This is a genomic window from Paenibacillus sp. sgz302164 (assembly GCF_056120505.1).
In genome coordinates this window covers 32479-47899 of the sequence record NZ_JBVYOL010000030.1, presented here as the reverse complement: position 1 = coordinate 47899, position 15421 = coordinate 32479, and the positions used below count along the sequence as shown (strand labels likewise).

16 protein-coding genes are annotated in these 15421 nt (G+C 54.6%); 5 read left to right on the top strand and 11 right to left on the bottom strand.

The window, feature by feature from the left end; all coding sequences use genetic code 11:
• Window positions 1–72 precede the first annotated feature (72 nt).
• Window positions 73–390, top strand: a complete 318-nt coding sequence (locus AC0LWT_RS33105) for a hypothetical protein (protein ID WP_474685592.1) — start codon at window positions 73–75, stop codon at window positions 388–390.
• Between the two features lie 154 nt (window positions 391–544).
• The gene (gene udk / locus AC0LWT_RS33100) at window positions 545–1183 is read left to right on the top strand and encodes a uridine kinase (protein ID WP_474685590.1); all 639 of its coding nucleotides are present in this window, start codon (window positions 545–547) and stop codon (window positions 1181–1183) included.
• 139 nt (window positions 1184–1322) lie between these two features.
• On the opposite strand, the gene AC0LWT_RS33095 is transcribed toward udk, so the two are convergent.
• The gene (locus AC0LWT_RS33095) at window positions 1323–1850 is read right to left on the bottom strand and encodes a hypothetical protein (protein ID WP_474685589.1); all 528 of its coding nucleotides are present in this window, start codon (window positions 1848–1850) and stop codon (window positions 1323–1325) included.
• A 172-nt stretch (window positions 1851–2022) separates the two neighbouring features.
• On the opposite strand from AC0LWT_RS33095, the gene AC0LWT_RS33090 reads away from it, so the two are divergent.
• Window positions 2023–3138, top strand: coding sequence for an aminopeptidase (locus AC0LWT_RS33090; protein WP_474685587.1), 1116 nt, complete (start codon window positions 2023–2025; stop codon window positions 3136–3138).
• A 78-nt stretch (window positions 3139–3216) separates the two neighbouring features.
• On the opposite strand, the gene AC0LWT_RS33085 is transcribed toward AC0LWT_RS33090, so the two are convergent.
• Both AC0LWT_RS33085 and AC0LWT_RS33080 read right to left on the bottom strand, forming a co-directional pair.
• Window positions 3217–3654, bottom strand: a complete 438-nt coding sequence (locus AC0LWT_RS33085; RefSeq protein WP_474685585.1) for a carboxymuconolactone decarboxylase family protein — start codon at window positions 3652–3654, stop codon at window positions 3217–3219.
• A 93-nt stretch (window positions 3655–3747) separates the two neighbouring features.
• A complete protein-coding gene (locus AC0LWT_RS33080; protein WP_474685583.1) occupies window positions 3748–5244 on the bottom strand; it encodes a L,D-transpeptidase family protein in 1497 nt (498 codons plus the stop codon).
• A 180-nt stretch (window positions 5245–5424) separates the two neighbouring features.
• Here AC0LWT_RS33080 and AC0LWT_RS33075 point away from each other — a divergent pair, with 180 nt between their 5' ends.
• The gene (locus AC0LWT_RS33075; protein ID WP_474685581.1) at window positions 5425–5562 is read left to right on the top strand and encodes a hypothetical protein; all 138 of its coding nucleotides are present in this window, start codon (window positions 5425–5427) and stop codon (window positions 5560–5562) included.
• Between the two features lie 357 nt (window positions 5563–5919).
• On the opposite strand, the gene AC0LWT_RS33070 is transcribed toward AC0LWT_RS33075, so the two are convergent.
• The 6 genes from AC0LWT_RS33070 to AC0LWT_RS33045 form a co-directional block, all read right to left on the bottom strand.
• Window positions 5920–6243 (bottom strand): hypothetical protein, encoded by a 324-nt coding sequence (locus AC0LWT_RS33070; protein ID WP_474685579.1) that lies wholly within the window; start codon window positions 6241–6243, stop codon window positions 5920–5922.
• Window positions 6244–6393: 150 nt separating this feature from the next.
• Entirely contained in the window at window positions 6394–8355 is a 1962-nt protein-coding gene (locus AC0LWT_RS33065) for an endonuclease MutS2 (RefSeq protein WP_474685577.1), read from the bottom strand.
• Window positions 8356–9017: 662 nt separating this feature from the next.
• The gene (rocF, locus tag AC0LWT_RS33060; RefSeq protein ID WP_474685575.1) at window positions 9018–9968 is read right to left on the bottom strand and encodes an arginase; all 951 of its coding nucleotides are present in this window, start codon (window positions 9966–9968) and stop codon (window positions 9018–9020) included.
• A gap of 15 nt (window positions 9969–9983) precedes the next feature.
• The gene (locus AC0LWT_RS33055) at window positions 9984–10913 is read right to left on the bottom strand and encodes a proline dehydrogenase family protein (protein ID WP_474685573.1); all 930 of its coding nucleotides are present in this window, start codon (window positions 10911–10913) and stop codon (window positions 9984–9986) included.
• A gap of 24 nt (window positions 10914–10937) precedes the next feature.
• Entirely contained in the window at window positions 10938–12488 is a 1551-nt protein-coding gene (gene pruA / locus AC0LWT_RS33050) for an L-glutamate gamma-semialdehyde dehydrogenase (RefSeq protein WP_474685572.1), read from the bottom strand.
• 17 nt (window positions 12489–12505) lie between these two features.
• Window positions 12506–13705, bottom strand: a complete 1200-nt coding sequence (locus tag AC0LWT_RS33045; protein ID WP_474685673.1) for an ornithine--oxo-acid transaminase — start codon at window positions 13703–13705, stop codon at window positions 12506–12508.
• Between the two features lie 162 nt (window positions 13706–13867).
• Between AC0LWT_RS33045 and AC0LWT_RS33040 the strand changes: the two genes are divergently transcribed.
• The gene (locus AC0LWT_RS33040; RefSeq protein WP_474685570.1) at window positions 13868–14707 is read left to right on the top strand and encodes an ATP-dependent DNA ligase; all 840 of its coding nucleotides are present in this window, start codon (window positions 13868–13870) and stop codon (window positions 14705–14707) included.
• A gap of 99 nt (window positions 14708–14806) precedes the next feature.
• Here the strand turns inward: AC0LWT_RS33040 and AC0LWT_RS33035 are convergent, their stop codons facing one another.
• Together AC0LWT_RS33035 and cyoD are read right to left on the bottom strand one after the other, a co-directional pair.
• Window positions 14807–15019 carry an alpha/beta-type small acid-soluble spore protein gene (locus AC0LWT_RS33035; protein ID WP_474685568.1) on the bottom strand — a complete coding sequence of 71 codons (213 nt, stop codon included), beginning with the start codon at window positions 15017–15019 and terminating at the stop codon, window positions 14807–14809.
• A 75-nt stretch (window positions 15020–15094) separates the two neighbouring features.
• Entirely contained in the window at window positions 15095–15421 is a 327-nt protein-coding gene (cyoD, locus tag AC0LWT_RS33030) for a cytochrome o ubiquinol oxidase subunit IV (protein ID WP_474685566.1), read from the bottom strand.

The window sequence follows — 15421 nt, the reverse complement described above, 5'->3', positions numbered from 1 at the left end:
TTGGAGCAATGTAGTAATGGGAGTTTTTGCAAAACGACAATTCAATGCGTACATGTGAGGAGGCTTATACCGGTGACCAACACCAATCATCAGCAGGAACCGATTCGCCACGCCCAGGAGGCCGCGGAAAAAGCGATTCTGCTCGCCCAAAAAGCGGAGTACAATCTGCATACCGCTATCCTGCAGGCCGATCCGCAGGCGATCCAGTCCGCTCAGGCGGCGGTCGTTCAAGCCAGACAGCAGGTCGTGGACGCCCAGGGGCAGCTGCGAGCGTTTGACAACGAGCAGTTTGGCCCGCAAATTCAACAGACGCTGGAGCAGCTCCATCAGGCGGGTCAAGACCTGGAAGCGAACCAGGAGAAGTCCCACACGCCGCGGCAAGTCAGATAAATACGTGCGAGACGGACAAAGTGATCGGCTAACGATCGCTTTTTTCCTGTGCATCGGTTTTGCCAATATAGGGTGACTTTCTTTTTCAAAATGCAATCATTATGTTAAACTATTCGCAGAAGAGCTTAAGTCACTTGGGGAGGCAATACATTTCATGCTGGTTATCGGAATTGCCGGAGGCACCGGGTCGGGAAAAACGACGGTTGCCCGTTCGATTATGAACAAATTAGGCGGCGCAAACGTTGCGCTTATCTCGCAGGATAATTATTATCGTCATTATAGCGATCTTACTTTTGCAGAGCGCGAACGGTTGAACTACGATCATCCGAACGCTTTCGAGAACCGCTTGCTGCTCCAGCATCTTGGTGAGCTTAAAAGCGGTCATGCGGTCGATATTCCGGTGTACGATTTTACGGAGCATAACAGAAGCGGGCAGACGCTCCACATTGAAGCGAAACCGATCGTATTGATCGAAGGCATTCATGTCCTGACGGACGAGGAGCTGCGGGGGGCTCTGGATATTAAAGTATTCGTCGATACCGACCCCGATGTCCGCATTTTGAGGCGGTTATCCCGCGACATTAACGAAAGAGGCCGGACGCTGCAGTCCGTATTCGATCAATATTTAACGACCGTGAAGCCGATACACGACGCTTTCATCGAGCCTTCCAAAAAATACGCGGATATCATCATTCCGGAGGGCGGCGAGAACGAGATCGGTATTCATATGCTGACGATTTTGACGGAGCGGTACATGACGGATCATTCGCGAGCAGCGCAATCATTCAACTAAGCAGGTGATGAGCGGCCGCGTTTATCGCCAATAAAAAAACACTGGAGCCGCAGCATCGTTGTTGCGGTTCGAGTGTCTTTTTGCCTGTCTGCGAGTCTATCGAGTCTATTTATCCGGCGAAGCGGACAAATTCCTCGGGTCACTCCACCGCTTCCCATCTTGAGGCGTACTGCTCCAGCTTCCCGTTCAAGGGAACGCGATACTTAAGCTGGACGACGAGCCGCACCTTCTTGATCCATTCCGCAAAAGACGCATAGGTGACAAACACATTGGCGTACCGGTCGCTCATCGCGACGAAAAAGGGGCCCACATATTTATCCGTTAAAAAGTGAAGCGATGTGTCGATCGGCGTATACTTCTTCCTCTTCCCTTCCCAGCGGTCCACCTCCGCCCGGATGTTCGCCGGCACATGCTCAAGCAGCGCCTCCAGCTGTTTGACCCTGGCGAAATACGGCACCTCGCATGGAATGCCCATTCTGCGAAGCGTTTCTTCATGCTGCGGATATAAAATAACTCTGGCAAACTTCCGCTCCTCCGCCCACGCGGTAATGGACCGCATATCCTCCTCGAGCCAATCCTCGAAAGTTTCCATAACGAGCACTGTGCCTCTTCGCGTTTGAACCGGCGGCTCATAGCCGTACGGCACTTTGATCTGTTCTCTCGCCATGCTGCTTTTGCTCCCTCCCTATTCGCGAAGCTCCCCTAAGCATCCTGCAAGCTTCCTTATATTGTAGCATACCCAGACACTTTGCAATAAATATCCAATGGTCAATTCGCATCCTTCGCAGGAATAAGGTATAATTTGAGAAAACGCAATTGAACCAGAGGAGAGTTTTCGTATGAGAGATCCGAGACTGCAAACTTTTGCCAAAAACATTATTCGTTATTCGGTAGACCTTCAGCCAGGAGAGAACATTTTGATCGAAATGATCGGTGTCAAAGACCCCGAATTGGCAAAATGCTTAATTGAGGAAGTGTACGCCGCAGGCGGAAAACCGTTTATCGAGCTGCGCGATCCCGCCGTCACGCGGAGTCTGCAAATGCAAGGAACCGCCGAGCAGTTCGGGCAGTGGTCGGAATTCGAGCTCGTCCGGATGCGGGCCATGGACGCTTACGTTGCCGTCCGCAGCGGGGACAACATCACCGAATCGTCAGATGTGCCGGAAGAGCAAATGAAGCTGTATTTAAAACATTTTCAGCGTCCGATCTTCGATGAACGCATCAACAACACGAAGTGGTGCGTGATGCGCTACCCGAACGCGTCGATGGCGCAGCTCGCGAGCACGAGCACGGAAGCGTTCGAAGATTTCTACTTCAAGGTGTGCAATCTGGACTACGGCAAAATGGCCGATGCCATGGAATCGCTCGTTGAACTGATGAACCGCACGGATCGGGTGAGGCTCGTTTCTCCGGGCACGGATCTTTCGTTCTCGATCAAGGATATCCCCGCCGTTCCCTGCTCGGGCCGTAGAAACATTCCGGACGGAGAAGTGTACACGGCGCCTGTGAAGGATTCGGTTAACGGCGTTATCAGCTACAACACGCCGACGATTTATTCCGGGTCCTCGTTCGAAAACATTGTGCTCCGTTTCAAGAACGGCCGGATCGTCGAAGCGACGAGCAACAACACGAAGAGGCTGAACGAAATCTTGGATACCGACGACGGCGCGCGCTATATCGGCGAATTCGCAATCGGCGTCAACCCGCATATTCAGCATCCGATGAAAGATATTTTGTTCGACGAAAAAATCGACGGCAGCATCCATTTTACCCCCGGCCAAGCCTATGAACAAGCTGATAACACGAACCGTTCTTCCGTGCATTGGGACATGGTGCTCATCCAGCGTGCGGAATACGGCGGCGGCGAAATTTATTTCGATGACGTACTTATCCGCAAAGACGGCCGGTTCGTCATTCCGGAACTGGAGAAGCTTAATCCGGAAAATTTAATATAGTAAACTAAAAAGCAGCCGGATGCCCTTTGCAGTTTTCATGCTAAGGACGTCGGCTGCTTTACTTTTCTTGCCTGTTAATTATTCAGGCATCATGCCTGTCGCAATCGCCAAACGATTCCAACTATTAATGACATTAATGGCCATCAAAATCGCAGTAAACTGCTTGCCGTCAAAATGCTTTCTCGCTTCATCGTAAACCGCCTGCGGCACGCCGGCTTCGGAAATTCGGGTGACAGCCTCGGTCAATGCCAGAGCCGCCCTTTCGGATGCCGTATAATACGGCGCTTCCCTCCAGGCGTTCAGCAAATAAATGCGCTGCTCGGTCTCCCCGTATGCTCTTGCATCTTTGGCGTGCATGTTCAGGCAAAAGGCGCAGCCGTTGATCTGCGAAGCCCGCAGCTTGATCAATTCCAGCAGCAATGGGTCCAGACCGCTCTTCCTGACGAACTGCTCCAGCCCGAGCATAGCTTGAAACGCTTCCGGATACTCTTCTTTGTAGTCCATTCTTTCCTTCATCCGCGATTCCTCCTGTACGGAAATATTCGATTTCATTTACAAGACGAAGCCGCTCTTTCTTTTGTGACAAAAAAGGGTTACGACGGGTACGCGCTAGCCCAGCCAATGAAAAACGATATGCTCGGGCGTTTCATCCGGCCGGGTCAATTCCGTTGGAACAAGCGAAGCGGGGTCGACGGTATTCCGGGCGCCGCCGCCGGATCGTTCGGCGCTTGATTTTGCCGTTATGCGCACCTCGGTTCCTTTCGGCACAAAATTATATATTTGCACCATATCCCCGTTGGACAGCCGGACACAGCCTAACGATTTATCGCTGCCGATCGAGCTTTCGTCATAAGTGCCGTGCAAAGCGATTTGACCGAGCCCGAGGCCCGCTGCGCCGTAAACATGCTGTTTCGTTCCAAGCGGCTCCAGCACGCGATCCTTCACCCGAAAGCTGCCTTCCGGCGTACTGCCGCCCGCTCCCAGGCCGATGGCAGTGTCCCATAGCAGCACTGCTCCGCTTAACAGCCTGAGACGGTGATCGTCCTTGCTGACTTCGATAAGCATCGGTTCGTAAGGAACAGTTCTGCCGGCAGGTACATTCGCAAAAAACATAGCTTCCGCCTGCTCTGCCGAAGGATCGTACACCCAGCCTCCATGCCCGTCATACGTTCCTTGGACTGCATTGCTTCCTGAATACGTTTCCAACGGAATAAAGCTCAAATAATTATTCGGATAATCCTGCAGCAGCCGGGCGACCGTGTCAGGGCTTTTGCCGTAATCCGCCTTATAATTTTGCAAAGCCGTCCGAACTAAATTAGCACCAATCGCGCTGAGCGGCTGGTGCTTTTCATATTCCGCATTCAGAAACCGGATTTTGACCGATTGATCCGTTGCAGGGTGGTATTCCGCTATGACGAAGGCGCTTTTGGCGAGCTCGCCGTTCGACAGGAGGCGTGTCTTTCCGAGATCGTTCGCATCGGATGAGGCAATTCCGTAAAGAAGCACGTTTTGATTAGGATGTTCGCTGCCGAGTTTCAACGCTTTTTTGTGCAAAATCGTTTCAATCTCCTTGAGGTCGGTTGCCGGAGCAAGATAAATCACATAAGGAACGTCAACCGTCTCATACGTAACTTCGCTGCCGACGCCCCAATGCATCATCGCGGATACGGTTTTGGTGACCGGGCGGTCCCCGAAAAATAAAGCGATAAGCAGCAAATTCAGCACAAGCAGCACGATCAGAAGCGTTTTCATAAAGGAAGGCAAGAACGACATACCGCGTTTGGGCGTCTCCTCCCCTACATCTTCCGCTGCAAGACGGGCGGGCTGCGCTTGATCCAGCTCATGCAGAGCCCGGTTGGCGGCTGAGTAAAACGGCGACGGATACGTTCTCAACACTTGTTTGTAATGGAAAATCGCCCTCCTCCGGTTCCCGTTGATTTGGAACTTCTGTCCCAGCTTGTAATGAGCTTCCGGCGAATTGGCGTCCAGGTAGCGGATAACTTTCTCATAATAGAGCGGATCCGACGGACTGATGTACAAATTTTTGTGGAGGTGAACAAGATTATCATCGAGATGGTTGCGAAATCGTTGGCTTCGGCGGATCATTCGGCTCCTCCCCGTTCTCCTATTGTAGGCATGTCCAAACTGTGATGCGCGTTACGATACATTTTGTACCATTGATACATAATGTATCATATCGTATGCCGGGTTGACAACAGTTTTGTGCAAAGTCCTGCATGAATCGCTGGCCATTTGCAAAACCTGTACCATTGGAGGTGATAAACGATGAGCGGAAGAAACAATTCGCCAAAAAACAACGGCCCTGCAAGCAGCCCTTCCCGGCTGGATCAATTCGGCGAAAAAGCCGCGCAAGACGCCAAGCAAGCAACGAAGCAGCGCAAAAATAACGAAGGCGGCTGCTAAGTCGAAGGAGCCGCCACCCGCGCGAGTTGGCCCGAGTGGTGCGAAAAGACGCCTCCGCCCGCTTTCTTTTGCAAGCGGGGAGGCGTCTTTTTGACGCGGCGGTTGAGGGCTGCGGAACGATGCGCGAGGGACCGCGGGCCTAGCGTGCTCGCCCGGGCCGGAGCCGGCGCTGTGCGCCGCGGGGGCCGCGCACAACGCGCTGCGGGGAGACGGCTTGTGCACAGCCAATACGCTGCGGGGAGGCGGCACCCTCACGCCAGGGGTCTGGCGGGCGGAGCTGCTTTTTTGCTCACCGGAATCATCGGGTTGCCAATACCGGAAAAGCCCGAAAGTCGAGCAAAACGACTTCAAATTCCACTACCAAGTGGAGGATGAAGCCCTCTCTTTTGATGAAATTTCAAGTGGGGAATAGAAAATCATCAATTGACTTTCGGGACAGCCCCATCTCGCATACACATACATTCTGCTGAGTTCATCGGAAAGACTCCAAGAAAGCATCACATCTACTTGGCAGCGTTGGGGGAAAACCTGCAAAAATACAGTTTTTTGCTCGTTAGCACGCTTGCCACGAAAAATTCCTGCAAATCTGCAGGTTTTTTGCTGAAATTTGAGGCATAGCCCCCTCCACAGCGGAAATTCCTGCACGATCGCAGGCTTTTCCCCAAAACGAGCCGTTTCCATCAAAAAAGCCTGTATTTTCGCAGGCTTTTTGGGTGGAAACGGGCGGACGCGAGGATTTCCCGCAGATCTCGGGCGGGCTGCCCCCCGCGCCACGCCGATGCGGGGCCGCCTCCAAACACGATGCGCGGCCCCTTGCCAGGGGAGGGCGTGTCAATCCGTCTGGGGCGGATGGATAATGGTTGCCGTCTCATCGTGGCGTTTACTCATGATTTTGCGTTTTTTCCGCACTTCTTTGGATTCAAAGACGATATCCATGTCGTAGTCGGCCGGATACAGCTGTTCTTTTTCGATATAAAGCGACAATCGTTTCACATTGATTTTCACCTTCTCTTTTTGTATCATCACCACGACGTTTCCTCTTTCATCAGGCAGTTCGCATACGATGCCCGTGCGCTTCAACGAACGGATCCAGACGCAGTCCCCGATTTCGAACGGGGACACCCCAGGCTTGCCGGCATGCTTATGCTTTCCCGGCGCTGAACCGCTTGCCGGGCTCTGCCGGCCGCTCCGTTCAGCGCCGCTTTGATCGGCGGCACTCCGCTGCAGCGCGGCTTCCAGCGATATGAGCCCCGTCCCGCTCCCCTTTCCGCCGCTGTATGTGATGGCAGCCGATCGGTCGATAATCGCTTGCGGCATGCCGAGCTTCGCGGCGATCTGAAAAGCGTAGCTGTGCCCCGCCTCGCCGATTTTCAACCGATATAACGGCTGCAGCGTGTCCAGGTCGAATTCCATTCTGGCATTTTCAAAGCCGTCCGCAGCTTCCGCATACTGCTTGATTTCGTTAAAATGCGTCGTGGCCACGATCGTGGCGCCTTTGCGGTGCAGCTCCTCAAGCACGGCAATGGATAGGCCGATGCCTTCCCCGGGGTCCGTCCCGGTCGCCAGCTCATCGAGCAGGATCAGCGTGGAAGGACCCGCTTCCCGCAAAATGCGGATCAAGTTCTTGACGTGCGACGAGAACGTGCTCAGCGATTGCTCCAGGCTCTGCCCGTCGCCGATATCGGCCAACACGCGATCAAAAATCGGGAAACAGCTGCCTTCAGCCGCAGGCGCCGGCAATCCCGATTGCACCATCATCGCAAGCAGTCCGACGGTTTTGAGCGCAACCGTCTTTCCGCCTGTATTGGGCCCGGTAATGATCAAGGATCGGTACGCCGTACCGATCTCGAAGTCCAGGGGCACCGACCGCTTCCCCAGCAAAGGGTGACGACCTTGGCAAATCCGGACATAACCGTCTTCATTCAAGCCGACGGAACGCGCATCCGTCACCAAGGCGTACCGCGCTTTGGCGAACAAAAAATCATAATGACCGATCGTCTCCAGGTTGATTCCCAGCTCGTAGCTGCGGCTCTCGACCAAGTCCGTCAGGGAGCCGAGAATTTTCATTTCCTCCCGGCTCTCCTCGGCGCGGAGCGCGCTGAGATCGAATGTCAGCGCAGCGACGTCGGCAGGCTCCACGAAGACGGTTTGCCCGCTGGCCGATTCGTCCAGGACAGAGCCGGGAACCAGCTTCCGGTGCTCCTTTTTGACCGGAAGGACATATTTGTCGCCGCGCATGCTGACGACATGCTCCTGCAGACTGGCGCGATAGCGCTGCAGAGCACCCTCCAGCTTTTTCTTCAACCGCTGCTCGGCGATGACGATTTTTTTACGGACTTTGGCCAGCTCAGGACTCGCTTGATCAAGCAGTTGGCCGTGGCGGATGCAGCGCTCAAGCTCTTCGCGCACTTCCCGCAGCTCGTGCAAGGAAAGCGCATAAGAAGCGACATTCGGCGCAATTTCCGTTTTCCTGCTCATAAACCGTTTGAGCTGGTCGGTGCTTTCGAGCAATCTGCCGATCAGGCTGAGCTCGCCGACCGACAGCAGGAACCCTTTACCGAACCCGTCAGCGATCGATTCGATGCCCTCAAGCGACGGGAGCGGAACGCTGGCCCCGTGCTCGATCAGCTTGAGCGCTTCCTCCGCTTCACTAAGCAGCCTGCGGATGACGGCTATGTCCGTGAGCGGCCGCAGCCTGCTTATGTGTCCGCGTCCCAAATAAGTGCGGGCATATTCCGCCAAATGCTCCTTCACTTTTTCGTATTCAAGCCGGTTCGTTGCATCAAAATTCATATTTCCGTTTGCCTCCTTCTAGGATTCTCTCCGACACAGTTACTTTTGCGCATGCCCAATCCGTGGTTTATCGGATAGACCCCTTGGTTTCGGGGGTATGCACAAAAACAGGTACAAAAAAAGAGCGGAAAATGAACGAATCGCGTTCATCTTCCGCTCCCGGTTCGGAACTTTTTACGCACGGCCTCCGAAAAGAGTCCTTCCGCCAAGGCGAAAAAAAACGTGCTCACAAGAGCACGGTCCGTTTCGGCGCAAAAAGCTTTTGCAGACGATATGATCCCGATGTTCTTAACTAGTTTCAAGAGGGCGATGGTTGACGCTTCGCACTTTCACACTGCCAAAATGGGCAGACGGGTAGCGCGGCAGGGCCAAACGCATGGTGCCTCCTATGAAATTGATTAGTTAAGAACAACCTTCGACATACAATCACGTCTCCCAAGCTTCATCATATCAATCTGCGTAACCTGAATTTGTACTACGACCATCATAGTCAACTCACTCCAAAAAATCAAAGGAAAGAATCATTATAACCATATTTTACCACATAAAAATGTTTAAGTTCTTTACAGCGCTAAAGCGTGAAGAACTGCATTCTTATTGGCGAATAAACCTACCTCTAAACGCGGTCGCTCATCTTCGAAAGACCTCGATAGAGGTTTATCTCACAAAATACGTTCGCCGAACAAAGAGGCGATGAGCGAGACCGCCAATTGGGCCGTCTGGTTCCGGTGGTCCAAAATGGGATTCACCTCCACGAACTCGGCGCTGACGAGCACCCCGGCGTCCGACAGCAGCTCCATCGCCAAAAAGCTTTCGCGCACAGTAATGCCTCCCGGCACGGGAGTACCGACTCCCGGAGCATAGCCCGGATCGAGTCCGTCCAGATCGAGGCTGAGGTGCACGCCGGTCGTCCCCCGCGACACATGCTCGATTGCCTGTTCCATGACGCGGGACATGCCCAGCCGGTCGATTTCATGCATCGTGTACACCAGAATACCGTGCTGCCGCAAAAAAGCGCGCTCGCCCGGATCGAGCGATCTGGCGCCGACGATGGCGACGTGCTCGGGCTTTGCTTTCGGGAAGGAACCGCCGATAGAGACCAGTTTGGAATGTCCGAATCCGAGCGCAACGGCTAGCGACATCCCGTGAATGTTGCCCGAAGGAGAAGTCGCTGCGGTGTTCACATCGCCATGGGAATCGAACCAGATGACGCCGATCTCCTCATGATGCCGCCTGACGCCGGCCAGCGTGCCGATGGCAATGCTGTGATCCCCGCCAAGAACGAGCGGGAACTTACCCTGCCCGATCACATCCGCTACGAGCCGATGCAGCTCATCATTCACTCTCGCAATCTCATCCAAATATTTGAGATTGCCCGGACCAGGACCAGGGCCGGGGCCTGCTCCCGCAGCCGCAACGGCCGGTTGCGCCGCAGCGTGCCTCCGTACGATAAGATCCCCGCAATCTTGCATCTGATAGCCGATGCTTGCCAATTTCGCTTCGAGTCCCGCGCAGCGGATCGCGCTCGGTCCCATATCGACCCCTCTGCGGTCCGCGCCCAAATCCATCGGGACGCCGATGATCGCAACATTCGGGTGCAATCCCGGATTCATGGAGCAGCACCTCCGCTATTTTCTGAGCATTCCTTTCAGCACAAACCACAGGTTGGCCGGTCGTTCCGCTATGCGCCGGGTAAAATACGGGTACCATTGACCGCCGTAAGGGGTATACACTCTTACTTTGTATCCCTCTCCGGCAAGCCGGCGCTGCAGCCCCGGGCATATGCCGTAAAGCATTTGAAATTCGAATTGATCTTTCTCTATGCCCTCGGCGGCGGCAAAAGCTTTGAGCGGCTCAATCATCCGTTCGTCGTGCGTGGCAATGGCCGTGTAGCAGCCGTTAAGCATATGCTTTTTGGTCAATCGCAAATAGTTGGCATCGACGTCTTTTTTACGGGGAAAAGCGAGCCCGGGAGGCTCTTTGTAGGCGCCCTTCACGATCCGCAGATTGGCGCCCATTTTGCCCAGCTCCCTCACGTCGGCTTCGGAACGGTACAAATACGCCTGAATGACCAGACCGACCGCTTTGCAGCCGAATTCCGCGGCAAGTTCCCGGAACAGGTCGACGGTCGTTTGGGTAAGCGTCGAATCTTCCATGTCGATCCGCACGAAAATGCCGTATTGCTGCGCCTGCCGGCAAATGGCGCGCATATGATTCAGGCAGGTGCCGTAATCCATGCCAATGCCGAGTTGCGAAAGTTTAACGGAAATATGGGATTGCAGCCTCTCCGTGTTTATGGCTTGCAGCGTCGACAAAATGCCCGCCGCGGCTTCCTCCGCAAGGCGTGCGTCATAGACGCTTTCTCCGAGCAGATCCAGCGTGGCGCACAACCCCGCTTCGTTCAGCCTTTTCACCTGCCCCACAGTCGCCTCCAGCGTTTCTCCGGCGACGAATCGGCTTACGCCGTAGGAAAGCCCATACTTTCGGAACCACGAGCGGACGAAACGGTTGTTGGCGATGCCGAGCACGCTGCGGCGAAGGAAAGCGTCCATGACCATGCGCAGCCCTCCTTTCCCCGCCGGTCAGAGCAACTCGGAAACGAGCTTAAGCTGCGTGAAAAGCAGCAAATAATCCGGACCGCCGGCCTTGGAATCCGTACCCGACATATTAAAGCCGCCAAAAGGGTGCACCCCTACCGCAGCGCCGGTGCATTTGCGGTTAATATATAAATTGCCCACATGAAACTCGGCTTTCGCTCTTTCAATAGATGCTCTGTTCCGCGCATAAATGCTGCCGGTCAGCCCGTATTCCGTGCTGTTGGCGATGCGCAGCGCCTCGGTCAAATTCTCCGCCCTGGCAAAAGCGAGCACGGGCCCGAATATTTCCTCCTGCATGATCCTCGCTTCGGGAAGCACATCGGCGACAATCGTCGGTTCGACAAAAAAACCGTCCCCCGCAATGACCGAGCCGCCGGACACGATCCTCCCCTCCTGCTTCGCGATGTCGAGATACTGCGCGATTTTGCGCTGGCTACGTTCATCGATAACCGGACCGGTAAAATGAGCCGCGCTGCGCACGTCTCCAACCGCCAGCTGCCGGGTCAGGGCGACGCATTTTTCCAGCACCTCGTCGTATACGTCTTTGTGCACGATGGCACGGGAGCAAGCCGAGCATTTTTGCCCGGAAAAGCCGAACGCCGAGCTGACGATGCCTGCGGCCGCGAGCTGCAAATCGGCATCCGCATCGACGATGATCGCGTCTTTTCCGCCCATTTCAGCCGCGTAGCGCTTGATCCATTTTTGCCCGGGCGTCACTTTGGCGGCCAGTTCCGTTATCCGCAGGCCGACCTCCTTGGAGCCGGTGAAGGAAATAAAGCGCGTCAGCGGATGCAAAACGAGGAAATCGCCGATTTCCTCGCCGCTACCGGGCAAATAGTTCACGACGCCGTCGGGAATCCCGGCTTCCTCAAGCAGTTCCGCGAACTTGTAAGCGACGATCGGCGTCAGGCTGGACGGTTTGACGACGACCGTGTTGCCTGCAGCAATCGCGGCTGTTGTCATGCCCGCCAATATGGCGAGCGGGAAATTCCACGGAGACAAAATAACTCCGACGCCGAGCGGAACGTATGTCAGCCGGTTGATCTCGCCCGGCGCCGATACGAGTTCCCCGGCGGCCCGCTGCTCCAGCTTCTCTACTTGCCTTGCATAGTATTCGATAAAATCAATCGCTTCGGCGGTATCCGCGTCCGCTTCCGCACGGCTCTTGCCGGCTTCGAGCAGCAGCCAAGCCGAAAATTCGTGCTTGCGCCGCCTGAGCAGCGCCGCGGCTTTGAGCAGCGCGGCCGCTCTTGCCTCCGGCGTCACCCGCGACCATGACGCAAAAGCATCCGCGGCCGCGCGGATCGCCCGGTCGGCCAACGGCTCATCCGCCTGCGCGGCCAAACCGACCGTTTCCCGCCGGTCGGAAGGGTTGATCGAGCGGATTTGCCGCTGCGTCGCGATCCGCTCGCCGCCGATAATGAGCGGAACCTCGAGCCCCAGCTCCCCGCTCACTTGATCCATAACAAGCTGAAACGCCTGCTCGCTGGAGCTGTCCTGAAAATTCGTCAATGGCTCCGGACGATATGGAATCATTGCCGCACCGCCTCCTCCTAATTCGCATTCAACACTTGCGCGACGCGTTCGACGCCCCAATCGATTTCATCCTGCGTAATGATGAGCGGCGGCGCCAGCCGCAGCGTATTTACGTGCGTATCCTTGGTCAGGATGCCGGCGTCAAGCAGCTTTTCGCAATAGGGCCGCGCTTCCTCGGATAATTCGATCCCGATAAAAAGCCCTTTGCCGCGTATTTCGCGGATGCGCGAATGCGCCAGCTTTTTGTGCAGCTGCTCCTGCAAATAATCGCCCAATTGCAGCGATCTTTCGGGCAGCTTCTCGTCCATGATAACGTTCATCGCGGCGATGGACACCGCGCAAGCGAGCGGATTGCCGCCGAAAGTGGAACCGTGCGAGCCCGGATCGAGCACATCGAGAACGGCCGCATCTCCGCATACCGCGGAAATCGGCAATACCCCTCCGCCCAGCGCTTTTCCGAACATATACATGTCCGGCTGCACATTTTCCCACTCGCAGGCGAACAGTTTGCCCGTCCGGCCGAATCCGGTTTGGATTTCGTCCGCCAGCAGCAGCACATTGTGCTGCCTGCACAGCTCCGCCGCCTGCCGCAAATAACCTGCCGGCGGTATGCGAATGCCCGCTTCGCCCTGAATCGGCTCAACCAAAAAAGCGGCCGTATTCGGGGTAATAGCCCCGGCCAGCGCAGCCGCATCTCCGTAAGGAACGACGCGGAAACCCGGTGTAAAAGGACCGAAACCCCGCATATACTCGGCAGTCGTGGAAAAAGAAGTCACAGATAGCGTACGCCCGTGAAAATTGCCCTCGCACACGATTATTTCCGCCTGGTCGAGCGGTACTCCCTTGACGTCGTAGGCCCACCTGCGGGCGATTTTCACCGCGGTTTCGACAGCTTCCGCGCCCGTGTTCATCGGAAGTACCCGCTCTTTGCCAGACAAAGAAGCCAAATGTTCGAGCCAATCTGCCAGCACCTCGCTATGGAATGCTCTGGAAGTAAGGGTTAACTTGTCGGCTTGATCCTTCAGCGCCTGTATGACCGCCGGATGGCGGTGGCCTTGATTGTGAGCCGAATAGGCGCTCAGCATATCCAAATATTTGCGGCCGGTTACATCCTCCACCCACACGCCAAAAGCCGATGCGACGGCAATGGGAAGAGGCCGATAATTACGCGCGCCAAAGCGCTCTGACAAACTGATGACTTCGTCGGTACGCTTCATCATAGATCACCCCGCTGATATATAGTACGATTGCAGGCGGTGATCTATGTTACGTTCGAGGCAAAAGCACGAAAAAGATCGCCCGCCGGACGCAGACTTCCCTTCAACTCCCATTACCCAAACCGCGCTTCCCGTTGTACCATGAATATGGGTGAGGATACTATGTTCATTTCTCCGATGTTGGTTGAAACCGCTGTTCATCGTGAACCGCTGGGCAGTAATTACCATATTGCGGAAGCGATGCTGGACGGGATTCGCTGCATCGTTTCGCGCGTCGACGGACTCCGGGTGTACACGAAGACAGGCATCAATATTACGCATAAGTTCCCCGAACTACATAATTGCCCGATTCCCGAGGGAACTGTGCTTGACGGCGAGCTGATTATGAAAGATCATCAGGGCAAGCCTGACTACGAAGCGATGTCCGCCCGGCTCTTATCGCGAAAAGACCGCACTCCGGCTATCTTTTACGCGTTCGATGTGCTCCGGTACAACGGAGTCGACGTCACTCCGCTTTCTTTGCTGAAGCGCAAGGAGCTGTTGGAAAAGTCTTTTACCGACAACGAAGCTTATAAAAAAGTTCAATATCACGAAGGGAATGCGGCGGAATACTTCGAGCAAATTAAAAACAGCGGCCTTGAAGGCATCGTCATCAAATCGAAAAGAACGAAATATACGGCAGGCAAACGATCGAAAGCGTGGCAAAAGGTCATTAACTGGACGTATGCCGACGTCTATATAACGGGGGTCCGCAAAGGGGATTTTGCTTTGCAGGCATCCATAGACACTGCCTCCGGCTATCCGACGCCCGTCGGCTTGATCGAGACCGGACTCGCTCCGGAACAAAAGAAGGCGCTCGACAGTTTGAAAAAGCGGTTCGCTTACAAAGAGGATCAGCATTTCGCTTATATGGAACCGGTCCTGATGGCCAGCATCAAAACGCGCGGCTGGACGAGGAGGGGCAAATTGCGGTCCCCGGAATTTATCGGATTCGTCCGTTAGAACACGGGACTGATGCCGCGCGCTTCCGCTGCAAATACAAAAAAAGACTGAAATCACCTCGGACGGTGATTCAGTCTTTTTTGTATTGCTTTCAGACGTCTAGCGTCTGAAGCTCGATAATTGCTGTTCGGCGATTTGAACAAGCCGGCGGGTAATGTGTCCGCCGATTGCGCCAGTATCGCGCGAAGCCATGTATCCATAGTACCCGTCTTGAGGAATTTGGATACCCAGCTCTTGTGCGACTTCATACTTCAGTTGTTCCAATGCCGCTTTTGCTTGTTGAACGACCAGTGTGTTGCTGTTGCTCGCCATTAAATATCACTCCTTCTAGGTGAATAACTTTAATTTGCCGAGCAAATGGAATCTTTATGCATGAGCAGATCAATTTTAATGCGCAACCTGATTGTAGGTCATGATCCAGATCGAACCGGCAACGACCGTTAACAGAATGATGACGCCGAACAGGAGCGCCATTATATTCCAGCGCGCATTCTCGCCTTCTTTAATGTGCATAAAGAAGTACAGCTGAACCACGAACTGAAGCACGCCCATCGCCATAATAAGCGCCACGGTGGCGGATTTGGAAAGCATGTGATTCATCACGACGACGAGCGGAATGATGGTCAACACGATGGAAAGAATAAAACCTGTAGTATACGATTTTATGGACCCATGGGATGCATGATGATCGTGCGAACCTGCTTTTTGACTCAT